This window comes from Curtobacterium sp. AC268, assembly GCF_979258745.1.
The window spans coordinates 492,835-515,047 of sequence record NZ_OZ409878.1 but is presented as its reverse complement, the minus strand read 5'-3'; the positions used below and the strand labels follow the sequence as shown (position 1 = coordinate 515,047).

Annotated in this window: 23 protein-coding genes and 1 pseudogene; 15 read left to right on the top strand and 9 right to left on the bottom strand. The window is 70.4% G+C overall.

What is annotated here, in order from left to right; all coding sequences use genetic code 11:
* Positions 1-7: 7 nt before the first annotated feature.
* Positions 8-481: an NfeD family protein gene (locus tag ACZZ9K_RS02500; protein ID WP_071244706.1), complete on the bottom strand. Its 474-nt coding sequence runs from the start codon at positions 479-481 to the stop codon at positions 8-10.
* Positions 482-635: 154 nt separating this feature from the next.
* Between ACZZ9K_RS02500 and ACZZ9K_RS02495 the strand changes: the two genes are divergently transcribed.
* The 6 genes from ACZZ9K_RS02495 (at position 636) to ACZZ9K_RS02470 (ending at position 5,767) form a co-directional block, all read left to right on the top strand.
* Positions 636-1,397, top strand: a complete 762-nt coding sequence (locus ACZZ9K_RS02495) for an SDR family oxidoreductase (protein WP_111024422.1) — start codon at positions 636-638, stop codon at positions 1,395-1,397.
* A 10-nt stretch (positions 1,398-1,407) separates the two neighbouring features.
* Positions 1,408-1,860: an NUDIX hydrolase gene (locus tag ACZZ9K_RS02490; protein ID WP_163343610.1), complete on the top strand. Its 453-nt coding sequence runs from the start codon at positions 1,408-1,410 to the stop codon at positions 1,858-1,860.
* 90 nt (positions 1,861-1,950) lie between these two features.
* Complete coding sequence (locus ACZZ9K_RS02485; protein ID WP_463443267.1) at positions 1,951-4,344, top strand: ATP-binding cassette domain-containing protein; 2,394 nt, start codon at positions 1,951-1,953, stop codon at positions 4,342-4,344.
* 123 nt (positions 4,345-4,467) lie between these two features.
* Entirely contained in the window at positions 4,468-4,734 is a 267-nt protein-coding gene (locus tag ACZZ9K_RS02480; RefSeq protein WP_138803359.1) for a hypothetical protein, read from the top strand.
* A gap of 55 nt (positions 4,735-4,789) precedes the next feature.
* The gene (locus tag ACZZ9K_RS02475) at positions 4,790-4,945 is read left to right on the top strand and encodes a hypothetical protein (protein ID WP_185974177.1); all 156 of its coding nucleotides are present in this window, start codon (positions 4,790-4,792) and stop codon (positions 4,943-4,945) included.
* Between the two features lie 186 nt (positions 4,946-5,131).
* Positions 5,132-5,767, top strand: a complete 636-nt coding sequence (locus ACZZ9K_RS02470; protein ID WP_463443266.1) for a copper resistance CopC family protein — start codon at positions 5,132-5,134, stop codon at positions 5,765-5,767.
* Positions 5,768-5,783: 16 nt separating this feature from the next.
* On the opposite strand, the gene ACZZ9K_RS02465 is transcribed toward ACZZ9K_RS02470, so the two are convergent.
* Positions 5,784-6,815, bottom strand: a complete 1,032-nt coding sequence (locus tag ACZZ9K_RS02465) for an alcohol dehydrogenase catalytic domain-containing protein (protein WP_463443265.1) — start codon at positions 6,813-6,815, stop codon at positions 5,784-5,786.
* A 195-nt stretch (positions 6,816-7,010) separates the two neighbouring features.
* On the opposite strand from ACZZ9K_RS02465, the gene ACZZ9K_RS02460 reads away from it, so the two are divergent.
* Positions 7,011-7,451: a GNAT family N-acetyltransferase gene (locus ACZZ9K_RS02460; protein ID WP_463443264.1), complete on the top strand. Its 441-nt coding sequence runs from the start codon at positions 7,011-7,013 to the stop codon at positions 7,449-7,451.
* A 14-nt stretch (positions 7,452-7,465) separates the two neighbouring features.
* Here the strand turns inward: ACZZ9K_RS02460 and ACZZ9K_RS02455 are convergent, their stop codons facing one another.
* Positions 7,466-8,146, bottom strand: a complete 681-nt coding sequence (locus tag ACZZ9K_RS02455) for an SDR family NAD(P)-dependent oxidoreductase (RefSeq protein WP_463443263.1) — start codon at positions 8,144-8,146, stop codon at positions 7,466-7,468.
* Positions 8,147-8,248: 102 nt separating this feature from the next.
* On the opposite strand from ACZZ9K_RS02455, the gene ACZZ9K_RS02450 reads away from it, so the two are divergent.
* The gene (locus ACZZ9K_RS02450) at positions 8,249-9,082 is read left to right on the top strand and encodes a helix-turn-helix domain-containing protein (protein ID WP_463443262.1); all 834 of its coding nucleotides are present in this window, start codon (positions 8,249-8,251) and stop codon (positions 9,080-9,082) included.
* On the opposite strand, the gene ACZZ9K_RS02445 is transcribed toward ACZZ9K_RS02450, so the two are convergent.
* A complete protein-coding gene (locus tag ACZZ9K_RS02445; RefSeq protein ID WP_463443261.1) occupies positions 9,069-9,968 on the bottom strand; it encodes a beta-ketoacyl-[acyl-carrier-protein] synthase family protein in 900 nt (299 codons plus the stop codon). The genes ACZZ9K_RS02450 and ACZZ9K_RS02445 overlap by 14 nt on opposite strands.
* A gap of 47 nt (positions 9,969-10,015) precedes the next feature.
* Positions 10,016-10,288, bottom strand: a pseudogene (locus ACZZ9K_RS02440) (beta-ketoacyl synthase N-terminal-like domain-containing protein); the annotation flags it as partial.
* 54 nt (positions 10,289-10,342) lie between these two features.
* Between ACZZ9K_RS02440 and ACZZ9K_RS02435 the strand changes: the two are divergent.
* On the top strand, positions 10,343-10,921 hold the full coding sequence (locus tag ACZZ9K_RS02435) for a TetR/AcrR family transcriptional regulator C-terminal domain-containing protein (RefSeq protein ID WP_138803352.1): 579 nt from the start codon (positions 10,343-10,345) through the stop codon (positions 10,919-10,921).
* 62 nt (positions 10,922-10,983) lie between these two features.
* Here ACZZ9K_RS02435 and dhaM read toward each other — a convergent pair whose 3' ends face one another.
* The 3 genes from dhaM to dhaK all read right to left on the bottom strand — a co-directional run bounded on the left by dhaM (position 10,984) and on the right by dhaK (position 13,484).
* A complete protein-coding gene (gene dhaM / locus ACZZ9K_RS02430) occupies positions 10,984-11,718 on the bottom strand; it encodes a dihydroxyacetone kinase phosphoryl donor subunit DhaM (protein WP_463443260.1) in 735 nt (244 codons plus the stop codon).
* Positions 11,715-12,341 carry a dihydroxyacetone kinase subunit DhaL gene (dhaL, locus tag ACZZ9K_RS02425; RefSeq protein WP_463443259.1) on the bottom strand — a complete coding sequence of 209 codons (627 nt, stop codon included), beginning with the start codon at positions 12,339-12,341 and terminating at the stop codon, positions 11,715-11,717. Before dhaL ends, dhaM begins: the two co-directional genes overlap by 4 nt.
* A 141-nt stretch (positions 12,342-12,482) precedes the next feature.
* On the bottom strand, positions 12,483-13,484 hold the full coding sequence (gene dhaK, locus ACZZ9K_RS02420) for a dihydroxyacetone kinase subunit DhaK (RefSeq protein WP_463443258.1): 1,002 nt from the start codon (positions 13,482-13,484) through the stop codon (positions 12,483-12,485).
* Between the two features lie 315 nt (positions 13,485-13,799).
* Between dhaK and ACZZ9K_RS02415 the strand changes: the two genes are divergently transcribed.
* Together ACZZ9K_RS02415 and glpK are read left to right on the top strand one after the other, a co-directional pair.
* The gene (locus tag ACZZ9K_RS02415; RefSeq protein WP_138803348.1) at positions 13,800-14,525 is read left to right on the top strand and encodes an MIP/aquaporin family protein; all 726 of its coding nucleotides are present in this window, start codon (positions 13,800-13,802) and stop codon (positions 14,523-14,525) included.
* Between the two features lie 79 nt (positions 14,526-14,604).
* Positions 14,605-16,116: a glycerol kinase GlpK gene (glpK, locus tag ACZZ9K_RS02410; RefSeq protein WP_017887334.1), complete on the top strand. Its 1,512-nt coding sequence runs from the start codon at positions 14,605-14,607 to the stop codon at positions 16,114-16,116.
* Positions 16,117-16,668: 552 nt separating this feature from the next.
* Here the strand turns inward: glpK and trpD are convergent.
* Positions 16,669-17,724, bottom strand: a complete 1,056-nt coding sequence (gene trpD / locus ACZZ9K_RS02405; RefSeq protein ID WP_463443257.1) for an anthranilate phosphoribosyltransferase — start codon at positions 17,722-17,724, stop codon at positions 16,669-16,671.
* Between the two features lie 70 nt (positions 17,725-17,794).
* On the opposite strand from trpD, the gene ctaE reads away from it, so the two are divergent.
* From ctaE to qcrB, 4 genes are read left to right on the top strand one after another with little or no spacing between them, the layout of a single operon-like run.
* On the top strand, positions 17,795-18,433 hold the full coding sequence (ctaE, locus tag ACZZ9K_RS02400; RefSeq protein ID WP_027465617.1) for an aa3-type cytochrome oxidase subunit III: 639 nt from the start codon (positions 17,795-17,797) through the stop codon (positions 18,431-18,433).
* A 21-nt stretch (positions 18,434-18,454) separates the two neighbouring features.
* A complete protein-coding gene (gene qcrC / locus ACZZ9K_RS02395) occupies positions 18,455-19,264 on the top strand; it encodes a cytochrome bc1 complex diheme cytochrome c subunit (RefSeq protein WP_027465616.1) in 810 nt (269 codons plus the stop codon).
* A gap of 33 nt (positions 19,265-19,297) precedes the next feature.
* Positions 19,298-20,362 carry a cytochrome bc1 complex Rieske iron-sulfur subunit gene (gene qcrA, locus ACZZ9K_RS02390; RefSeq protein ID WP_463443256.1) on the top strand — a complete coding sequence of 355 codons (1,065 nt, stop codon included), beginning with the start codon at positions 19,298-19,300 and terminating at the stop codon, positions 20,360-20,362.
* Positions 20,362-22,050, top strand: coding sequence for a cytochrome bc1 complex cytochrome b subunit (gene qcrB, locus ACZZ9K_RS02385; RefSeq protein ID WP_071403835.1), 1,689 nt, complete (start codon positions 20,362-20,364; stop codon positions 22,048-22,050). The genes qcrA and qcrB overlap by 1 nt, the downstream gene beginning before the upstream one ends.
* Positions 22,051-22,213: the final 163 nt, after the last annotated feature.

Below are 22,213 nucleotides of genomic sequence, written 5' to 3'. Positions count from 1 at the left end.
ATGCTGGTCACGAGGTGGCCCTTTCTGCGAGGCGCACGACCGCGGTCGACCCCTCGATCGACTCGACGACCACGGGGGTCCCGAGTGGCGGTGTGCGGTCGACGGAGTCCGCGGCGAACCGCGCACTCCAGGTCTCGCCGTTGGCCAGGCGCACCTGACCAGGACTGGAGGAGGTGAAGGCGACCGCGACCGTGCCGGCGAGCCCGATGAGCCCCTCGACGTTGGTGCGGTGCGGGTCGGCACCACGGCCGAGCGCCACGAGCAGGCGCGGCCGGACGAGCGACAGCAGCACGAGGGCGGCGACCGCGGCGACGATGGCGGACAGCCACCACGGGGCGCCGAGCAACGCGGCGATCAACCCGCCGGCGGCACCCGCCGCGAGCATGATGAAGATGAAGTCGAGGGTGAAGATCTCGACCACGCCCAGGAGCAACACCAGGCCGATCCAGACGGTGCTCTGGATCCAATCGATTCCGTTCACGCGATCTCCCTCCCTCGGTCGCGCGCGGCGGCTCGCTGCGTCGCGACAGCCGGTACAACTCCGTTCAACATATCAGGGCCGTCCGACGGTCGTGCAGGCGATTGGTAGGCTCGGTGCGCCCGACCGGCCGGAACCAGACCTGGAGAACACGACTGTGAGCAACCCCCTCGCCCCCGGATCCCTCACCGACAAGCGCGCCGTCGTCACCGGTTCGTCCCGTGGCATCGGTGCCGACACCGTCGGGTACCTCGCCGAGGCCGGTGCCAAGGTGGTCGTGAACTACCGCAACAAGGCCAAGCGCGCGGAGCAGATCGCCGAGAAGATCGTCGAGGCGGGCGGTTCCGCCCTGGCCGTCGGTGCCGACCTCACCGAGCACGACTCCGTGCAGGCGCTCGTCGACACCGTCGTCCAGGAGTGGGGCGGCATCGACCTGCTCGTGCTCAACGCCTCCGGCGGCATGGAGTCCGGCGTCGGCGAGGACTACGCGCTCCGCCTGAACCGCGACGCGCAGGTCGACATGCTGCAGACCGCCGTGCCGCACATGCCCGCCGGGTCCCGCGTGGTGTTCGTCACGAGCCACCAGGCCCACTTCGTCGAGACCGCCGAGACGATGGACGAGTACGTCCCGGTCGCCAAGAGCAAGCGCGCCGGAGAACTCGCCCTCCGCGAGCTCATCCCGCAGCTCGAGGCCGCCGGCATCGAGTTCGTCGTCGTCTCCGGCGACATGATCGAGGGCACGATCACCGCGACGCTGCTGAACCGCCTGAACCCCGGCGCGATCGAGGGTCGTCGGCAGGAGGTCGGCAAGCTCTACAGCGTGTCCGAGTTCGCGGCCGAGATCGCCCTGGCCGCCGTCGAGCCGATCCCCGCCGACCACACCAAGCTGGTCGGCGACGTCAGCGGCTTCGTCGGCTAACGTCGGGCGGGTGACCGCCAAGCCCGGCCTGCGCCGCACCTCCCGCATCCTGCTGCTCGACCCCGAGGGCCGCGTGTTCCTGATGGACACGAAGTCGCCCTCGTCGGACGGTGCCCACCGCTGGATCACGCCGGGTGGCGGGGTCGACCCGGGGGAGTCCCACCGCGACGCCGCGATCCGCGAGCTGCGCGAGGAGACCGGGATCGTCATCGACGAACCGGGCGAGCCGGTGTGGTCCTGGGACTTCACGGTCGAGTGGGACCTCGCCGACCACGACCGCGGGCACGCCGAGTTCTACGTCGTCCGCACGCCGGGCTTCGAGCTGTCCGACGCCGAGTGGACCGACGACGAGCGCGTCGACATCCTCGCCTCGCGGTGGTGGACCGCCGACGAACTCGAGGCGACCGACGAGGAGTTCGAACCCGCCGAGCTGCCGGACCTGGTGCGCCGTCACGGCGCCTGAGCACCGCACCACGGCCTGAGGGCCGACCCAGGACCGACAGGAGGCCCGTGGCAGCCCCGCCACGGGCCTCCCGTCGGTACGCTGACCCGCATGCACACCGATCCGGTCGACGACGACCCCACCGGCGCCGACGCGCACCCTGCCGACCGGCACGACCGGATCCGGGTGCGCGGTGCCCGCGCGAACAACCTGCGCGACGTCGACGTGGACCTGCCGAAGCGGCGGCTCACGGTGTTCACCGGGGTCTCCGGCTCGGGCAAGAGCTCGCTCGTGTTCGGCACCGTCGCCGCCGAGTCGCAGCGGATGATCAACGAGACCTACAGCGCGTTCGTGCAGGGGTTCATGCCCTCGCTCGCGCGTCCGGACGTCGACCTGCTCGACGGCCTGACCACCGCGATCGTCGTCGACCAGGAGCGCATCGGTGCCGACCCGCGCTCCACCGTCGGCACCGCGACGGACGCGAACGCGATGCTGCGTGTGCTGTTCAGCCGACTCGGCCGACCGCACATCGGGGGGCCGAACGCGTTCTCGTTCAACCTCGCCACCGTGACGGCCGGGGGAGCGATCACGGTGCAGAAGGGTGCGGACGCGAAGGCCCAGAAGGTCTCGTTCACACGGCTCGGCGGGATGTGCGCCGACTGCGAGGGTCGGGGGCTGGTCAACGACATCGACCTGACACAGCTCTTCGACGACACGAAGTCGCTCGGAGACGGCGCGCTCACGATCCCCGGGTACGGGACCGACGGGTGGAACGTGCGGCTGTACGCCGAGTCGGGCTACTTCGACCGGGACACCCCGATCCGTGACTTCACCGAGCAGGAGCGGCAGGACTTCCTGTACCGCGAGCCGACGAAGCAGAAGATCGCCGGCATCAACATGACCTACGAGGGGCTCGTGCACCGGGTCCGCCGCTCGTTCCTGCAGAAGGACCGCGAGGCGATGCAGCCGCACATCCGGGCCTTCGTCGACCGTGCGGTGACCTTCACGACGTGTCCGGCCTGCGACGGCACCCGGTTGAACGACACCGCCCGCTCGTCGAAGATCGCGGGCCGCAGCATCGCCGACGTCTGCGCGATGCAGGTCACCGATGCCGTCACCTGGCTGCGGGGTCTCGACGACCCGGGGGTCGGGCCGTTGCTCGAGGGGCTCCGCGACCTGCTCGAGTCCTTCGTCGAGATCGGACTCGGCTACCTGTCGCTCGACCGCCCCACCGGCACGCTGTCCGGGGGAGAGGGGCAGCGGGTGAAGATGGTGAAGCACCTCGGCTCCTCGCTCAGTGACGTCACCTACGTCTTCGACGAGCCGAGCACGGGGCTGCACCCGCACGACATCGAGCGGATGAACGAACTGCTCGTCCGGTTGCGCGACAAGGGCAACACCGTCCTCGTCGTCGAGCACAAGCCCGAGGTCATCGCGATCGCCGACCACGTCGTCGACCTCGGGCCCGGTGCCGGAGCCGGCGGTGGGACGCTCTGCTACCAGGGGCCCGTCGACGGGCTGCGTGCCAGCGGGACCGTGACCGGTCGGCACCTGGATGACCGCGTCACCGTGAAGTCCGCGGTGCGTCGTCCGGACGGGGCGATCGCGATCCGCGGCGCCTCGGCCCACAACCTGCACGACGTCGACGTGGACGTCCCCACGGGGGTGCTCACCGTCGTCACGGGGGTCGCCGGCTCGGGCAAGAGCACGCTGATCCACGGGTCGCTGGCCCGGCGCGACGACGTGGTCGCCATCGACCAGAGCGGGATCCGTGGCTCACGGCGGAGCAACCCGGCGACGTACACCGGCTTGCTCGAGCCGATCCGGAAGGCCTTCGCGAAGGCCAACGGCGTGAAACCCGCACTGTTCAGCGCCAACTCCGAGGGCGCTTGCCCGGCGTGCAACGGTGCCGGTGTCGTGTACACCGACCTCGGCATGATGGCGGGCGTCGCGAGTCCCTGCGTCGAGTGCGACGGAAAGCGGTTCGACCAGTCGGTGCTCGGGTACCACCTGGGCGGGAAGGACATCAGTGAGGTGCTCGGCATGTCCGTCGCCGACGCGCTGGCGTTCTTCGCGGCGGGGGAGTCCGCACTGCCGGCGGCCCACACGATCCTCGCCCGGCTCGCCGACGTGGGGCTCGGGTACCTGACGATCGGGCAGCCGCTCACCACGTTGTCCGGGGGAGAGCGGCAGCGGCTCAAGCTCGCGACGCACCTCGGTGACCGCGGCGGCGTCGTGGTGCTCGACGAGCCGACAACCGGCCTGCACCTGGCCGACGTCGACCAGCTGCTCGGCCTGCTCGACCGGCTCGTCGACGCCGGTCGGACGGTCGTCGTGATCGAGCACCACCAGGCCGTGATGGCGCACGCCGACTGGATCATCGACCTCGGGCCGGGTGCCGGTCACGACGGCGGGCGGATCGTGTTCGAGGGGACGCCCGCCGAGCTCGTGGCGGCACGCTCGACCTTGACCGGGCAGCACCTGGCGGCGTACGTCGGAGCCTGAGCCGGGGGACAGACTCAGGGGGCGAAGCTGGGCACCAGCCGTGTGCGAGGACTATTCTTCTGACCGACGCTCACGATCGGCTACCCGGCCTGGATCAGCGTCCTGACCAGAAGGAGCTCCACCATGTCCAACCCCGGCAACGCGCCCGCGCAGTCGAACACCTTCGCCGTCGTCTCCCTGGTGCTCGGCATCGTCGGGACCGTCGGTGGCATCTTCCTCGCGATCATCGGTGTGGTCGCGGGCATCGTCGGTCTGGTGCTCGGCATCCTCGCGCGGAAGCGCGGCGGCAGCCGGGGGATGATCCTCGCGGGCATCATCCTGTCGGTCGTCGCGATCGTCGTCGGCATCATCGGCTACATCGTCACCGCGGCCTTCCTGACCCAGGCGTGAGTCAGAGCGCCTCGAGCTTGCAGCTGTTCAGGAACGCGGGCGTACCGTCCGGCGCATGAGCTACAGCCAGCCTGACCCAGCCGAAGAGACCACCCAGAGCGAGTCGCCGGAGCAGCCCGACACCGACCAGGACACCCTGGAGGAACAGGGCGGCGAGCCAGCGGCGCTCGAGATCGACGCCGACGACGTCCCGACGAAGCCCGTCGACTGACGCCGTCGTCATCCAGTGAGCAGAAAAGGTCGAGTCCGGAGAACGGACTCGACCTTTTCTGCTCACTCAGCGCTTTCCGCGGACTTCCGCCTGTGCGCCGATAATGCATATTATGTCAACTCGGAGGTTACGAGTGAACTCGCTCGGCTGACGGCACGCTCGATATCGCTTCCCTAGCGTGGACGTGTGCACGATCACCGAGATGCCCAACGCCGCTCACGGACCGCGACGCGCCGGGTCCTGTTCGCCGTCGCCCTGTCCGCGTTCCTCGTGCTGATCGGCACGACACCCGCATCGGCGCACGCGGCACTGACCTCGAGTGATCCCGCGGACGGCGTCACGGTGAGCACCGACCTTGAGCGAGTCACGCTCACCTTCAACGAGGCGCCGCTGGCCGGGCTCGAAGCCGGTCTGCGCATCGAGGTCCGCGACGACAGCGGTGCCGACGAGTCCTCCGGAGCGGTCACCGTCGAAGGCACCTCGATGTCGAAGGCGGTGTCGCTCTCCCCCGGCCCGCACACCGTCGTCTGGCGGTACGTCTCCCCCGACGGCCATCCGATCGAGGGGCAGCTCGCGTTCACGGTGGAAGCGGCCGCATCGCAGTCCGTTCCCGCGCCCACGACCAGCCCGACGGCCGCGACCACGGCGTCCTCGGATCCCACCGCAGCGGCAGCCGCATCGAGCACGGGCGACGGTACGCACGCGCACGGGCACGGCGGCCAGACGCTCCTGTTCGGGGTCGTCGGGATCCTCGCGGTGCTGGTCATCGGCGCGGTCGTGCTGCGCATCCGCCGAGGCGCGAACGCGCGGACCGAGGGCTGACGGGAACGCCCGAGCCTCAGAACACCGCGACGGTCATGCCCGACGACGTCGCGGGTCGGTCCATCGCGACGAGCGCCTCGGGCAGGTCGTCGAAGTCGATGGTGCGGCCGATCGTCTGCTCCGGACGCAGCCGCCCGGCCACGACGGCGTCGAGCATCGCGCCGTACTCCCCGACCGCTGCGCCGTGGCTGCCGAGCAGTTCGAGTTCGTCCGCGATGACCCGGCCCATCGGGATCGCCGGAGCGGCTTCGTCGTCGAGGAGCAGCCCGACCTGCACGTGCCGGCCGCGCGGACGCAGGGACGCCACGGCGGCGACGGAGGTGGCACGGCTGCCGTAGGCGTCGAGCGAGACGTGCGCCCCGCCACCCGTGCGGGATCGGACCGTCGTGACGGCATCCGCGTCCATCAGCACGGTGTCGGCGCCCAGGGCGGCGGCGCGTTCGAGTGCGGCCGTGGAGACGTCGACGGCGACGATGTGCGCGCCGGCGGCCACGGCGACCATGACCGCGGAGAGTCCGACTCCCCCGCAGCCGTAGACCACGACCCACTCCCCTGGTGCGACGCGCCCTCGGGCGTGCAGGGCGTGGAACGCGGTGCCGAACCGGCAGCCGAGCGCTGCCGCCACCGCGAAGTCCACGGCGTCCGGCAGCGCGACGAGGTTGAGGTCGGCGTGCGGGACGACCAGGGCGTCCGCGTACGAGCCCTGCAGGTCGAACCCGGGCTGCTGCTGGGCGGTGCACACCTGGGTGGCGCCGTCGAGGCATTCCGCGCAGGTCCCGCAGGCGAACACGAACGGGGCCGTGACCCGGTCGCCCACGGCGAAGCGCTGGACGCCCGCCCCGATCGCCGCGACGACACCGGCGAACTCGTGGCCGGGCACGTGCGGCAGCCGCACCGAGTCGTCGTGCCCCTTCCACGCGTGCCAGTCGCTGCGACAGACACCGGTGGCAGCCACCCGGACGACGACGCCGTGCTCGGGCGCGACCGGTTCCGGCAGGTCGACGATCGAGGGGACGGAACCGAACTGGGCGTACTGGACGGCGCGCATGCGGCCATCCTGACAGACGCCGGACGCCGGACGCCGGACGCCGGACCAGCGCGACCAACCGTCCGACGCGACCCGCGCGTCGGGTCCCCACGGGCCTCCAGGCCGACGGGCACCCGGCCACCCGACCACGCGAGCGGTCCACCCCGACCCGATCGGCCGTTGCGCCGCAGGCGCGTCCGCCGGTTGACTCCTCACGTGACCGATCTGCGTTTCTCCGCCGACCCTGCCGACCTCGACGTCGACTGCGTGCACCGCTGGCTGAGCGAGGAGTCGTACTGGGCGCGCGGGCGAGACCGGGCGACGCAGGAGGCGATCATCGCCGGCTCCCGGAACTTCGGCGTGTACGACGCGACGACCGGCGCGCAGCTCGGCTACGCGCGGGTGATCACCGACGGCGTGACATTCGGGTGGCTCGCCGACGTGTTCGTGGACCCCGACGCCCGGGGCCGTGGGGTCGGGGTCGCACTCGTGCGCGGCGTCACCGAGGCGGTCGACCCGCTCGGCCTGAAGCGCTTCGCCCTGTTCACCGCGGATGCCCACGGGCTGTACGAGCGGTTCGGGTTCCGCCCGCTGCCCGACCCGGACGGCTGGATGATGCGCCCCGGGCCGGGGTTCGGTGCCGACGTGCACGACTGACGGAGCGCTGCCCCTCAGTACTCGATGCGGCCCTCGCGGTTGTGGAGCTCCCCCGTCGGCCCGTCGGTGCCGATCGTCGCGAGCATGACCGTGGCGTCGGTGCCCTCGGTGATCGTCTGGTGTCCGCCGAACCCGTTGAACTCCGTCGCGGTGTAGCCCGGGTCGCTCGCGTTCACCCGGAACCCGGGCAGGTTCTTCGCGTACTGCACGGTCAACGCGATCACGGCCGCCTTCGACGCCGCGTACGGCACCGCCGGCACCCCGTACTCGTCGTGCCCCGGCGTCGTCAGCCAGCGCGGGAACCCCACCCCCGACGAGACGTTCACGATGACGGGTGCTGCCGAGCGTCGCAGCAGGGGCAGCGCGGCCTGGGTCACCCGGACGATGCCGGTGACGTTGGTGTCGAGCACGGTCGCCATCGCGCTCGCGTCGAGGTCGTCGACCCCGAACGAGGTGCCGAGGATCCCGGCGTTGTTCACGAGGACGTCGAGCTCGGGGATCGTCGCGATCGCCGCGTCGATGCTGGCCTGGTCGGTGACGTCCAGGCGCACGACGTGGGCGCCGAGTGCGCGGGCGTCGTCGCCGCCGGCCGGGTCGCGCATGCCGGCGTGGACGGTGTGGCCGGCCTCGATCAGTCGGCGTGCGGTCTCGAGTCCGAGGCTGCGGTTGGCCCCGGTGATCAGTGTCGTTGTCATGTGCCCAGCCTGCCCCCGCCGGCCCGGCTCCCCCAGGCACGGTGCGACGGTGGGACCGGCAGTACCAGGACGGACAGGAGGCGCGGGGCGATGATGGTGGACATGAGCGAGTTCGCGAACGTGTTGCGTTCCTGGCGTGACCGGGTACGTCCCGAGGCGGTCGGCCTGCCGACCGGCCCCGGCAGACGGACCCCGGGCCTCCGCCGCGAGGAGCTCGCCGCGCTGGCGGGCGTGAGCGTCGACTACGTCGTCCGCCTCGAGCAGGGCCGGGCGACGAACCCGTCGCCGCAGCTGCTCGCGGCCCTCGCGACGGCGCTCAGGCTGTCGTCCGAGGAGCGGGACCACCTGTGCCGGGTGGCCGGCGTCGCCCCGCCGTCGCGTCAGGTGGTGCCGCGGCACATCACGCCCGGCGTGCAGCGGCTGGTCGACCGGCTCGGCGACGTGCCACTCGCGGTGTTCACGGCGACCCACGACATCGTGCTCTGGAACGAGCTGTGGGCCGCGGTGAACGGCGACCCCTCGCGGTACGTCGGGCTCGATCGCAACCTGGTCTGGCGGCACTTCATGCGGGAGCGCGACGGGGTGGACTGGGACGACGAGCACCAGGAGGAGTTCTCGAGCGACCTCGCCGCCGACCTGCGGCAGGCCTACGGGCGCTACCCGGCGGACCGTGACCTGGCGGACCTGGTCGAGCGGCTGCTGCGGGAGTCCCCCGAGTTCGCCCGCCGATGGGAGACCGGCCGGATCGCCGAGCACCGTGCGAGCCGCAAGGTCGTGCACACGCCCGTCGGACCGGTGGAGATCGACTGCGACGTGCTAAGCGTCCCCGGCGGTGACCTGCGGATCGTCGTCTACACGGTCGTCCCGGGTTCCGAGGACGCCGCGAAGCTCGACCTGCTCCGGGTCACCGGCCTGCAGGAGCTCACGCCGCGGTGAACACCAGCGACGCATTCTGACCGCCGAACCCGAACGAGTTGTCCAACGCTGCACGGAGCGGAGCCGTCCGGGCGCTGCCGGAGACGACGTCGAGGTCCACCGCCGGGTCGAGCCGGTCGAGGTTCAGGGTCGGCGGCACGGTCCCGGTCTCGAGCGCCCGCAGGGTCAGGATCGCCTCGACCGCGCCGGCGGCGCCGAACATGTGCCCGATGGCGCTCTTCGGAGCGGTGACCAGCGCTCCGGTCCCCACCGCACGGCTGATGGCGGCCGCCTCGCCGACGTCGCCGACCGGGGTGCCGGTCGCGTGCGCGTTCACGTGGTCGACGTCCGCACCGGTGAGGCCCGCCATCCGGATCGCGGCGCGCATGGCCCGCTCCTGCTCGCTGCCGTCCGCCAGCGGTGCGGTGATGTGGTGCGCGTCCGAGGTGATCCCCCACCCGGCGAGCGTGCCGTGCGACCGCTGCCCTCGGGCGGCGGCGTGGTCGGCACGCTCGAGCACGACGATGCCGGCGCCCTCGCCGAGGACGAAGCCGCGGCGGTCGGCGTCGAACGGCCGTGACAGGGTCGTCGGGTCGTCGCCGTCGGGCTTCGCGAGGGCCTGCGACTGGGCGAACGACGCCATCGTCACCGGGGTGACGGCGGCCTCGGTCCCGCCGGTGATGACGACGTCGGCCTCACCGGTGGCGATGAGTCGCGCGGCGGTGGCGATGGCCTCGGCCCCCGAGGCGCAGGCCGACACCGTCGTGTAGGCGCCGCCCCGCGCCCCGTACGCGATGCTGATCTGCGCGGCGGCACCGTTCGCCATGAGCATCGGCACCGTGCGCGGTGAGACCCGCCGGGCACCGGACGCACCGAGCACGTCGTGGGCGTCGAGGAGCGTCTCCACTCCCCGATCCCGGTGCCGATCACCACGGCGAGGCGGTCGCCCTCCACCGCGGGGGCACCGGCGTCGGCCCAGGCCTCGTCCGCGGCGACGAGTGCCAGCTGCTGGCTGCGGTCGAGACGGTTCGCACGGACCCGCCCGAGCGCACCCTCGGCGTCGAGTGCGGCATCGGCCCCGACCCGGATCGGCACCTGTTCCCAGAGCGCTCCGTCGCGGTGCAGGGCGCGGACGCCGGAGCGACCGGCGACCAGGGCGTCCCAGAGCGGCGCGACGCCGTGGCCGAAGGGTGAGACCGCGCCGTAGCCGGTGATGACGATGTCCACGGGAACTCCTCTTGTACGTTGAACAAGTTGAGTTGTACCACGTACAATTCTGACATGGCAACCACGGTGGAGGGCTCCGGCACGGCTCGCGGCGCGGCGACACGGGCGAAGATCCTCGCCGCGACGGCCGGACTGCTCAGCGCGGGCGCTCGGAGCGTCACCGTCAGCGAGGTCGCCCGGGCCGCGGGTGTCTACCCGAACCAGATCACGCACCACTACGGCTCGAAGGACCGCCTGGTGCTCGACGCCGCGTTCGCGCTGTTCCTCCGCGACACCACGCGACTGCAGGCGGCCGGCCGGCGCGCCCGCTCACCGGAGTCGTTCCGACAGGTCCTCGCCCGCACCGCCCTCGCGATGCCGTCGACCCCGCTCGTGGTCCGCGCGCTCGGGGCAGCCGGGGACGACCCGGCGCAGCGTGAGCGCGTGCGGCTGCTGCTCGCCGTGCTGTTCCGGCAGTCCGAGCGCTACCTGGAGCGCGTCGTCGGCGACCAGGGCTGGACGAGCCCCAGCGGTGTCGCCCGGGACGCCCGCACGTTCTGGAGCGCCGTGTTCGGTGCCACCCTGCTCGCGGACGCCGGGGTCACCGGCGGCCCCTCGGACCTCGACCTGGCGGGGACGATCTCGATCCGTTGACCGGAGCGGGCACCGCCGCCGGGGGCTGGCCCGGCGGCGGTGTCACTCGCCCGGCGGCGGTGTCACTCGCCGAAGCCGGAACGGACCAGTTCCACCAGGGCGTCGACTGCGGCCTGCGCGTCCTGCCCGGTCGCGTCGATCGACACCGTCGCACCCTTCGGCAGTGCCAGGGCCATGATCGCCAGCAGGCTCTTGGCGTCCACGCCGTTGACGTGCACGCTCGCGTCGTACTTCGCCGCCGTCTTCACGAACTCCGCGGCGGGCCGGGCGTGCAGCCCGGTCTCGTTGACCAGCTCGACCGACGCGCTGACGCGGTCGGAGCCGGCCGTGTCGTCGACGGGGGCAGCCCCGTCGGCCCGCCCCGTGCCTCCAGGCTGGTCACCGGACGGAGAGGAGGCGCTGCTCGCGTCCGCCTCGGAACCCGCGGCCGATGCCGCGGCGGCCAGGACCACGTCGGCGTCACCGCCCGTCTGGGCGGCGACCGCAGCCGCCACCGTGCCCTCGACCAACGGGGCCTGCGACACGTGGACGCGGGCTCGGACGTCGTCGTCCAGGAAGTCGAGCGCGGTGTCGGTCGTCAGGTAGGCGGAGCCGAGGTCGCACAGGACCACGACGGCGTCCGCCTGGGCGAGTTCCTCGATGCCGGCGGTGATCGCCCCGAACGAGGTGCCGATGCCGCCGTCGTCCGTGCCGCCCGCGGCGACGAGTGGCACGTCCGCAGCCATCTGCCGTGCCAGCTCGACGGTGCCCGTCGCGATCGCCGCGCTGTGCGAGACGACCAGGATGCCGACGGTCACGCTGCGTCCACCGCTGCGCGCAGGATGTACGCGGTCGACTGCGCACCGGGGTCGCGGTACCCGATCGCGCGGTCGCCGAGGTAGCTCGCGCGGCCCTTGTGGGCGACGAGCGGCTCGGTGTCCGCCGCACCCTGCGCGGCGGCGTCGGCTGCTGCGGTGAGCACGGCCTTCGGGTCGTCGCCGGCACCGGCAGCCGCTGCTGCGGCGTCGACCGCGGGGCTCCACGCGTCGACCATCGTCTTGTCGCCGACCGCGGCCTTGCCGCGCGAGACGACCCCGTCGCGGGCGGCGGTGAGGACGGCGACGAGGGTGTCCGCGTCGAGCTCGGCCGCGTCACCGGCAGCCTGCGCCGCCTTCAGGTAGGCGGTGCCGAAGAGCGGGCCGGCCGCTCCGCCCACGGTCGAGATGAGCTTCGTCGCGACGGTCTTGAGCACGGCACCCGGGGTGTCGAAGGACCCGGAGTCGACGGCCGCGAGCACGGCCCGGAACCCGCGGTCGAGGTTCTCGCCGTGGTCGCCGTCCCCGATCTCACGGTCGAGCGTGACGAGCTCGGCGCGGTGTTCGTCGATCGTCGCGGCGGTGCGACGGACCCAGTCGATGGCCCATGCGGTGTCGAGCGCCAATGCGGTTCCCTTCGTGTGTCCGGCCCGGTGGGCCCGGTGTCGTGGTCCGGTGGTCGAGCGGTCGTGGTCGGTCGCGGTCGCGGTCGCGGTTGCGGTAGCGATCGCAGTCGCAGTCGCAGTCGCAGTCGCGGTTGCGGTCGCTCAGCGTCCCCAGCGCAGGGCCGGGGTCTCCACCGGGGCGTCCCAGAGGGCAGTGAGTTCGTCGTCGAGCACCGTGACGGTGAGCGAGAACCCCTGCATCTCGAGGGACGTGACGTAGTCGCCGACCAAACTACGCGTGACCTGGTAGCCGCGGTCGGAGAGGACCTCGGCGGCGCGTCGGTAGGCGATGTAGAGCTCGGACAGCGGGGTGCCGCCCATGCCGTTCACCAGGAGCAGCAGCGACGACCCGGCCGGGGCGTCGAGGTCGGTCAGGATCGGCTCGAGCACGCGGTCGACCAGCTCGTCCACCGGTGCCATCGCGATCCGCTCGCGGCCCGGCTCGCCGTGGATGCCGATGCCGAGCTCGACCTCGTCGTCGGCCAGCACGAAGGACGGCTCCCCCGCGTGCGGGACGGTGCCCGACGCCAGCGCGAGCCCCATCGACCGCGTGACGTCGTTGACGTGCCGGGCCACGGCGGCGACCGCGTCCAGGTCGTCCCCGCGCTCGGCGGCGGCGCCGGCGCACTTCTCTACCACGACGGTCCCGGCGACACCGCGACGGCCGGCGGTGAACAGGGAGTCCTGCACCGCGACGTCGTCGTCCACCACGACGGACTCGACGCGGACGTCGTCCATCGCCGCGAGCTCTGCCGCCGTCTCGAAGTTGAGCACGTCGCCGGTGTAGTTCTTCACGATGTGCAGCACGCCCGCACCGCCGTCGACGGCCTTCGTCGCGGCGACGATCGGGTCGGGCGTCGGGCTCGTGAACACCGGGCCGGGCACCGCGGCGTCGAGCATGCCGTACCCGACGAAACCGGCGTGCAGCGGTTCGTGGCCGCTGCCACCGCCGCTGACGATCCCGACCTTGCCGGCGACGGGTGCGTCAGCACGGTGCAGGTGGATCGGGTCCTCGACCAGGACGACGTGTCCGGCGTGTGCCCGGGCGAAGCCCCGGACGGTCTCCTCGACCACGGCCTGCGGGTCGTTGATGAGCTTCTTCATGCGGTGCCTCCACGGGTACGGGGTCGAACCGTGGCGGTCACACCGCGCGTCGTCGACCGGAGTGCGCCCAATCTACATCGGCGGCACGGGCAGCCGTCCGCTCCCGATGCACGTTCGTGCAGTGCGCCGAGGACGCGTCACCGCTCCCGGATCGTGCAGGGGACACCCGTCCTGCACGTTCGTGCACGATGCCGCCCTTCGCTCACGAATTCATCGCCGGGCCGTCAACCGCATCACTATGGTTGGCCTCAATCACTCAACGGGGAGTGCGGCGCAGCACGGCCGGACCCCCACCTCACGCACTGGAGGTCACCGATGGACGACATCGGCGTCAAGTTCCTGTCCGAGCTCGTCGGCACGGCGATGCTCATCATCCTGGGTGGCGGTGTCGTCGCCGCCGTCTCGCTCTCGAAGTCGAAGGGCTTCGGGGCCGGCTTCCTCATGGTCACGATCGGCTGGGGCTTCGCGGTCTTCGCCGGTGTGCTCGTGTCCTACAAGTCCGGCGGACAGCTCAACCCGGCTGTCAGCCTCGCGCAGGCGATCCTCGGCAACATCACCGTGGGCACCATGCTCATCTACTGGCTCGCCCAGATGATCGGTGCCGTCATCGGTGCGGTCATCGTCTGGCTCGCCTACAAGCAGCACTTCGACGAGGAGCCCGACGCGGCCGCCAAGCTCGGCGTCTTCTCGACCGGCCCCGCGATCCGCTCGTACGGCTGGAACCTCGTCACGGAGATCATCGGCACCTTCGTGCTCGTCTTCGTGATCCTCGCGATGACGAACGGCAAGGCACCCGCCGAACTCGGCGCCGTCCCCGTCGCCTTCCTCGTGATCGCGATCGGTGTCAGCCTCGGTGGCCCCACCGGCTACGCCATCAACCCGGCCCGTGACCTCGGCCCGCGCCTCGCGCACGCCTTCCTGCCCATCAAGGGCAAGGGCTCGAGCGACTGGGCCTACGCCTGGGTGCCGGTCGTCGGCCCCCTCGTCGGTGGTGCTCTCGCCGCCGTGCTGTCGCTCGCGCTGCTGCCCGTCGTCAACTGACCCACCCCACCCCGAAGGCGTGACCGGTCGTCCCGCACGACCGACCACGCACCGCACCGAACACCCGTAAGGAGCACCAATGGCCGACTACATCGTCGCCATCGACCAGGGCACGACCTCGACCCGAGCAATCGTGTTCGACCACTCCGGTTCGATCATCTCGACCGGGCAGAAGGAACACGAGCAGATCTTCCCGCGCGCCGGGTGGGTCGAGCACGACCCCGCCGAGATCTGGGACAACACCCGCGAGGTGATCGGTCAGGCACTGTCGCGTGCCGACATCACGCGCCACGACGTCGCAGCCGTCGGCATCACCAACCAGCGCGAGACCGCCGTCGTCTGGGACAAGACCACCGGCAAGCCGATCTACAACGCGATCGTCTGGCAGGACACCCGCACGCAGGCGCTCGTCGACAAGCTCGCCGACGGCGACACCGACAAGTACAAGGCCATCGTCGGCCTGCCGCTCGCGACGTACTTCGCCGGGACCAAGATCATGTGGATCCTCGAGAACGTCGAGGGTGCTCGTGAGAAGGCCGAGGCGGGCGACCTGCTCTTCGGCACCACCGACACCTGGGTCCTCTGGAACCTGACCGGTGGCGTCGACGGCGGCGTCCACAAGACCGACGTCACGAACGCGTCCCGCACGCTGTTCATGGACCTCGAGACGCTGCAGTGGCGCGACGACATCCTCGCCGACTTCGGCGTCCCGAAGTCGATGCTCCCCGAGATCGTCAGCTCCTCCGAGGTCTACGGCCACGTCGAGTCCTCGAGCCTGCTGCGCGAGGTCCCGATCGCCGGCATCCTCGGCGACCAGCAGGCCGCGACCTTCGGTCAGGCCGCGTTCGACCAGGGCGAGTCGAAGAACACCTACGGCACCGGCAACTTCCTGATCTTCAACACCGGTACCGAGATCGTCCGCTCCGAGAACGGCCTGCTCACCACCGTCGGCTACAAGCTCGGCGACCAGGAGACGCACTACGCCCTCGAGGGTTCGATCGCCGTCACGGGCTCGCTCATCCAGTGGCTCCGCGACAACCTCGGCCTGATCGGCAGTGCCCCGGAGGTCGAGGCCCTGGCCAAGACCGTCGAGGACAACGGTGGCGTGTACTTCGTGCCGGCGTTCTCCGGGCTCTTCGCGCCGTACTGGCGTCCGGACGCCCGCGGTGCGATCGTCGGCCTCACCCGCTTCGTCAACAAGGGGCACATCGCGCGTGCCGCTCTCGAGGCGACGGCCCTGCAGACCCGCGAGGTCCTCGACGCGGTCAACGCCGACTCCGGCGTGGACCTGACCGAGCTCAAGGTCGACGGTGGCATGACCGCGAACAGCGAGCTCATGCAGTTCCAGGCCGACATGCTCAACGTGCCGGTCGTCCGGCCGGTCGTCGCGGAGACGACGGCGCTCGGTGCGGCCTACGCCGCCGGTCTCGCGGTCGGCTTCTGGGCCAACCTCGACGAGCTCCGTGCCAACTGGCAGGAGGACAAGCGCTGGGAGCCCCAGCTCGACGCCGCCGAGCGCGAGCGCACGCTCCGCCTGTGGAAGAAGGCCGTCACGAAGACCTTCGACTGGGTCGACGAGGACGTGCAGTAACCAAGCACGCGCACGCTGACCGCGTGCACTGAACGCACCGACGGGAGGCCCGGTGCCGGTTCCTGGAACCGGCACCGGGCCTTCTGTGCGTTGCGTCTCCTGCACGTCGGTCGCGGTCGCGGTCGCGGTCGTCCGGTCGGTCGCGGTCGCGGTCGTCCGGTCGGTCGGGTCGTCGGCCGGCCGGCCGGGTGGTTGCCGGCACGGCACGGCACGGTGCGAGTTTGTTCGGCGGGTGCAGCGGTGGCTGCCTGGTGCGCGCTCGTGGCGCAGCACCGAGCAGCCAGGCTCGCACCGGGTGACGCACAGCGCACGGTGCGGCTTGCGCGGACGCGACACGGGATCGCGGACCGCGCACGGTGCGGACTGGAGGCGCGGGGCGGGCCCGCCACGGGCCTCCCGGCCAGCAGGTGGTTCCCGGCACAGCACGGCGCGGTCTTGTTCGGCGGGTGCAGCGGTGGCTGCCTGGTGCGCGCTCGTGGCGCAGTACCGAGCAGCCAGGCTCGCACCGGCTGACGCACAGCGCACCGCGCACCGTGCGCGGGACGGCGTGGACTACGCGGCGGGAGCTGCGCCGACCCAATCAGCCAGTTTGCGCGCACCGGCGCCGGAGTCGATCGCCTCGGCGGCGATGACCAGCTGCTCGCGGAAGCGCTGCAGGATCGGCCGGTCGGACTCGTTCGGGTCCTGCGCCAGGCGGAACGAGACGAGGCCGGCCGCGGCGTTCAGCAGGACGATGTCGCGGACGGGTCCGGTCTCCCCCGCGAGCACCCGGTGGACGACGCCCGCGTTGTACTCGGGGTCGCCGCCGAGCAGGTCGTCCGTGCGTGCCCGGGCGATGCCGAGGTCCCGCGGGTCGAGGTCGTGTTCGGTCACGCGGCCGCCGGTGACCTCCCAGATGTGACTGTGCCCGGTGGTGGTCAGCTCGTCGAGTCCGTCGTCGCCGCGGAACACGAGGGCCGTCGCGCCGCGCGTCTGGAACACGCCCGTGATGATCGGGACGAGGTCGAGCTGGGCGACTCCCACGGCGTTGGCCTCGCACCGCGCGGGGTTGACGAGCGGGCCGAGGAAGTTGAACACCGTCGGCACGCCGATCTCGCGCCGGACCGGGCCTGCGTGGGCGAAACCGGGGTGGAACGCGTTGGCGAAGGCGAAGGTCAGCCCGACACGCCGGAAGGTGTCCGCGACACGCGCGGCGTCCATCGTGAGATCGAGCCCGAGGGCGGCGAGCACGTCGCTGGACCCGGACTTCGACGAGCTGGCCTTGTTGCCGTGCTTGACGACGGGGACGCCGGCGGCCGCGATCACGATGGCCGCCATGGTCGAGATGTTCACGGTGCCGACCACGTCACCGCCGGTCCCCACGATGTCGAGCGCCATCGGATCGACGTCGAGCGGAACCGCGGCGTCCAGGATCGCGTCGCGGAACCCGACGACCTCGTCGACGGTCTCGCCCTTCGCGCGGAGCGTCACGGCGAAGGCGGCGATCTGTGCCTGGGTGGCGCGCCCGTGCACGATCTCCTCCATGGCCCATGTGGATTGCCTGATCGTCAGGTCCTCGCGCGCCATGAGCGCGCTGATCACCGCTGGCCAAGAAAGTGCGTCAGGCATGGCTCGATCGTAGTGAATTCGAGAGACCCGCCAGTCTCCTGCGAAAACACTGTCGGGGGTTTCGGCCATAATGGAGGACGTGACTAGCACCTCTCTCTCCAGATCAGCCAGCGGTCCGGCCCTCAACAGGCCGAACGCCGTGGCCGTGGGGACGATCGTGTGGCTGGGCAGCGAGGTCATGTTCTTCGCCGGCCTGTTCGCGATCTACTTCACGCTCCGCAGCACGTCCCCTGAGCTCTGGGCGACCGAGACCGCGAAGCTCGAGGTGCCCTTCGCCTCCGTGAACACGATCATCCTGGTGCTGTCCAGCTTCGCCTGCCAGTTCGCCGTGTTCGCTGCGGAGCGCTTCCAGGTGCACCGGACGAGCTGGAACCCGCGCCACTGGGGCATGACGGAGTGGTTCTTCGTCACCTACGCGATGGGTGCGATCTTCGTCTGCGGCCAGATCTTCGAGTACGCCAACCTCTGGCACGAGGGCGTGACGCTCTCCTCCAGCGCCTACGGCTCGGCGTTCTACATGACCACCGGGTTCCACGGGCTCCACGTGACCGGTGGCCTCATCGCCTTCCTGCTGACGCTCGGCCGCGGCTTCGCCGCCAAGAACTTCGGCCACAAGGAAGCGACCACCGCCATCGTCGTGTCGTACTACTGGCACTTCGTCGACGTCGTGTGGATCTTCCTCTTCGCCGTCATCTACCTTCTCAAGTAGGAACTGGACACCCCCCAGCACATGTTCAACAGAACCAAGTCCAAGAAGGGCCGCCGTTCACCGATGGCGACCGTGTCGCTCATCGTCGTGGGTCTCATGACCACCGGTGGCGCGTACGCACTGTTCAGCTCCACGGCGAACGCCGACGACAGCACGAACACCGTCGCCGCCTCGAGCCAGTCGCAGGTGAACGAGGGCGAGAAGCTCTTCGCCTCGAACTGCGCCACCTGCCACGGTCTCTCCGCGCAGGGCACGAGCGAGGGTCCGTCCCTCATCGGTGTCGGCGCCGCGTCGGTCGACTTCCAGGTCGGCACCGGCCGCATGCCGATGGCAGCCCAGGGCCCGCAGGCCGAAGAGAAGCCCGCGCAGTTCACGGACGAGCAGGTCGACGCACTCGCGCAGTACGTCGCTTCCCTCGGCCCCGGCCCGTCGGTCCCGTCCACCGAGCTCACCAACGGTGAGGACGGCGACGCTGCCGAAGGTGCCGAGCTGTTCCGCATCAACTGCGCCATGTGCCACAACGTGGCCGGCGCCGGTGGTGCACTGACCGAGGGCAAGTACGCCCCGAGCCTCGAGACGGTCTCCGGTAAGCACATCTACGAGGCCATGCTCACCGGCCCGCAGAACATGCCGGTCTTCAACGACCTGAACCTGACGCCGGAGCAGAAGGCCGACATCATCACGTACCTCAAGTACGTGCAGGACAACAAGTCCCCCGGTGGCTTCGCACTCGGCTCCCTGGGGCCGGTCGCCGAGGGTCTGTTCATCTGGATCTTCGGACTCGGCGCGGTCGTCGCGATGACCGTCTGGCTGACCGCGAAGTCCAACTGATCGTCCGTGTCGAACGACACTGAAGGGAACACCATGGCAGAGCACGACGACGAGACGCTGAACTCGTCCTCGGCTGTCGAGAAGCACGGCACGACCACCTCCCCCGGGATCGCGGTCCTCCCCGTCGACCCGTTCGAGAACCCGGGCGAGCCGCCGCACCGCGCGCGTCGCACCGACGTCGACCCGAAGAAGCAGCGTCTGGCCGAGCGCCAGGTCGCCGCCTACTTCTACCTGTCGATCGTCGGCAGCGTCCTGTCGATCGCGGCCTACGTCGCCTTCCCGATCGACCCGAGCGACTTCGGGACGGTCCGCACCGCGAACCTCTTCCTGGGCTTGTCGATCGCCCTCGCGCTCCTCGCCCTCGGCCTCGGCGCCGTCTACTGGTCGAAGTCGCTCGTCGTCGACCGCGAGATCACCGAGCTCCGTCACGGCACCCGCGGCACCGACGCGACCCGCGCCAAGGCGGTCGAGGCGTTCCAGCTCGCCGACAAGGAGTCGGGCTTCAGCCGTCGCAAGCTGATCCGCAACTCGATGATCGGTGCCCTGGCTGCGTTCCCGCTCCCCGGCATCGTCCTGGTCCGTGACCTCGCTCCGGCCGAGGACCCCAACGAGCTGCTCCGTCACACCTTCTGGAAGCAGGGCCTGCGCCTGACGAAGGACCCGACGGGTCTGCCGATCAAGGCCTCCGACGTCACCATCGGTTCGGTGTTCCACGTCATCCCCGAGGGCATGCTCGAGTCCGAGCACATGCTGGAGGAGAAGGCGAAGGCCTCCGTCCTCCTGATGCGTCTGGACCCGAAGGACCTCAACCCGTCCAAGGGCCACGAGAACTGGGGCTACGACGGCATCGTCGCGTACTCCAAGATCTGCACCCACGTCGGTTGCCCCGTCGCGCTCTACGAACAGCAGACGCACCACCTGCTGTGCCCGTGCCACCAGTCCACCTTCGATGTCTCGAACAACTGCGAGGTCATCTTCGGTCCGGCAGCACGCCCCCTCCCCCAACTTCCGATCGCGATCGACGACGACGGCTACCTGGTTGCCCAGAGCGACTTCCACGAGCCGGTCGGACCGTCCTTCTGGGAGCGTGAACGCTGATGACCAGCACCACCACCACCGCACCGAACACGTCGACGAACAAGCCGGCGCCGGAGCGCGGATCCCGCATCATCGGCGGGGTCGCCAACTACATCGACGAGCGCACCAGCATCTCGGGCCTCGTCAAGGAAGTCGGCCGGAAGATCTTCCCGGACCACTGGAGCTTCATGCTCGGCGAGGTGGCGCTGTACAGCTTCGTCGTCGTGCTGCTCTCCGGGACCTTCCTGACGTTCTTCTTCCAGGCGTCCATGACCGAGGTCGTCTACAACGGCTCGTACGTCCCGCTCAAGGGCGTTGCGATGTCGACGGCCCTGCAGTCCACGCTCGACATCTCGTTCGACATCCGCGGCGGGCTCTTCGTCCGTCAGGTCCACCACTGGGCGGCCCTGCTGTTCGTGGCGTCGATCATGCTGCACATGGCCCGCGTGTTCTTCACCGGCGCCTTCCGCAAGCCGCGTGAGCTCAACTGGGTCTTCGGCTTCCTGCTCTGGGTCCTCGCCATGGCCGAGGGGTTCACCGGTTACTCGCTCCCCGACGACCTGCTCTCCGGAAACGGTCTGCGGATCATCGTCGGCATGATCGAGGGTGTCCCGGTCATCGGCGTGTGGATCGCCTACCTGCTCTTCGGCGGCGAGTTCCCGGGGACCGACATCGTCGGCCGTCTGTACACGCTGCACATCCTGCTGCTGCCGGCGATCCTCGTCGCGGTGCTCGGTGTCCACCTCGTGCTCGTCGTGATCAACAAGCACACGCAGTTCGCCGGTCCGGGCAAGACCAACGAGAATGTCGTCGGTGTCCCGATCCTCCCGGCGTTCGCCGCGAAGGCCGGCGGGTTCTTCTTCATCGTCGCGGGCATCCTGGCCCTCATCGCGTCGCTGTTCACGATCAACCCGATCTGGAACTACGGCCCGTACGACCCCTCCCCGGTGTCCGCCGGTACCCAGCCCGACTGGTACATCGGCTTCGCCGACGGCGCGCTCCGACTGGTCCCGCCGCACTGGGAGGTCGTGTGGTTCGGCTACACGGTGTCGTTCAACATCCTGGCGCCGATCGCGGTCCTGGTGCTGCTCATCCTGGCGATCCTGCTCTACCCCTTCATCGAGGCGTGGGTCACGGGCGACAAGCGTGAGCACCACATCCTCGACCGCCCGCGCAACGCCCCGACGCGCACGGCGTTCGGTGCTGCTGGCATCACGCTCTACGCCAGCCTCTGGGCGGCGGCTTCGTCGGACATCATCGCGACGCACTTCCTGGTGTCGATCGAACACGTGATCCACGTGATCCAGGCGACGACGGTCCTCGGTCCGTTCATCGCCTTCTGGATCACGAAGCGTGTCTGCCTCGCCCTCCAGAAGAAGGACCGTGAGATCGTCCTGCACGGCTACGAGTCGGGCCGCATCGTCCGGCTCCCCCACGGCGAGTACATCGAGGTGCACGAGCAGCTCGACGAGTACGAGCGGTGGAAGCTCCTGCAGTTCAACGAGTACAAGCCGCTGATGATCCGCCCGAACGCCAAGGGCAAGATCACGGGTCTGCAGAAGGTCCGCGCCGGCGTCTCCCGCTTCTTCTTCGAGGACCGCATCGAGCCGGTCTCGAAGGCAGAGCTCGAGGCAGCGCACGCTGCGCACCACGGCCCGAACCTCGAGGGTGGCCACCAGGCTCCCCAGGTCGGCCCCGGCGATCACTGATCGGTAGCACGAAGCAACCCCCGTCACGAAGTGGCGGGGGCTTCTTCGTGTGAAGGGCAACACGCCGCCCCCAGTTCACGGCTGGTTCACTCCCGCGTGCTGGACTCGTCCAGGACGGTGTGGCAACGTGTTGCACCACGCATCCGCCAACGGAATGAGACCC

What these genes read in the sequence shown, in the direction of transcription:
- ACZZ9K_RS02485 (WP_463443267.1), top strand. Translation starts at nt 1,951, where the DNA reads ATGCACACCGATCCGGTCGACGACGACCCCACCGGCGCCGACGCGCAC.
- ACZZ9K_RS02480 (WP_138803359.1), top strand. Translation starts at nt 4,468, where the DNA reads ATGTCCAACCCCGGCAACGCGCCCGCGCAGTCGAACACCTTCGCCGTC.
- ACZZ9K_RS02475 (WP_185974177.1), top strand. Translation starts at nt 4,790, where the DNA reads ATGAGCTACAGCCAGCCTGACCCAGCCGAAGAGACCACCCAGAGCGAG.
- ACZZ9K_RS02465 (WP_463443265.1), bottom strand. Translation starts at nt 6,815, where the DNA reads ATGCGCGCCGTCCAGTACGCCCAGTTCGGTTCCGTCCCCTCGATCGTC.
- ACZZ9K_RS02455 (WP_463443263.1), bottom strand. Translation starts at nt 8,146, where the DNA reads ATGACAACGACACTGATCACCGGGGCCAACCGCAGCCTCGGACTCGAG.
- ACZZ9K_RS02450 (WP_463443262.1), top strand. Translation starts at nt 8,249, where the DNA reads ATGAGCGAGTTCGCGAACGTGTTGCGTTCCTGGCGTGACCGGGTACGT.
- ACZZ9K_RS02435 (WP_138803352.1), top strand. Translation starts at nt 10,343, where the DNA reads ATGGCAACCACGGTGGAGGGCTCCGGCACGGCTCGCGGCGCGGCGACA.
- dhaK (WP_463443258.1), bottom strand. Translation starts at nt 13,484, where the DNA reads ATGAAGAAGCTCATCAACGACCCGCAGGCCGTGGTCGAGGAGACCGTC.
- ACZZ9K_RS02415 (WP_138803348.1), top strand. Translation starts at nt 13,800, where the DNA reads ATGGACGACATCGGCGTCAAGTTCCTGTCCGAGCTCGTCGGCACGGCG.
- glpK (WP_017887334.1), top strand. Translation starts at nt 14,605, where the DNA reads ATGGCCGACTACATCGTCGCCATCGACCAGGGCACGACCTCGACCCGA.
- trpD (WP_463443257.1), bottom strand. Translation starts at nt 17,724, where the DNA reads ATGCCTGACGCACTTTCTTGGCCAGCGGTGATCAGCGCGCTCATGGCG.
- ctaE (WP_027465617.1), top strand. Translation starts at nt 17,795, where the DNA reads ATGGAGGACGTGACTAGCACCTCTCTCTCCAGATCAGCCAGCGGTCCG.
- qcrC (WP_027465616.1), top strand. Translation starts at nt 18,455, where the DNA reads ATGTTCAACAGAACCAAGTCCAAGAAGGGCCGCCGTTCACCGATGGCG.
- qcrA (WP_463443256.1), top strand. Translation starts at nt 19,298, where the DNA reads ATGGCAGAGCACGACGACGAGACGCTGAACTCGTCCTCGGCTGTCGAG.
- qcrB (WP_071403835.1), top strand. Translation starts at nt 20,362, where the DNA reads ATGACCAGCACCACCACCACCGCACCGAACACGTCGACGAACAAGCCG.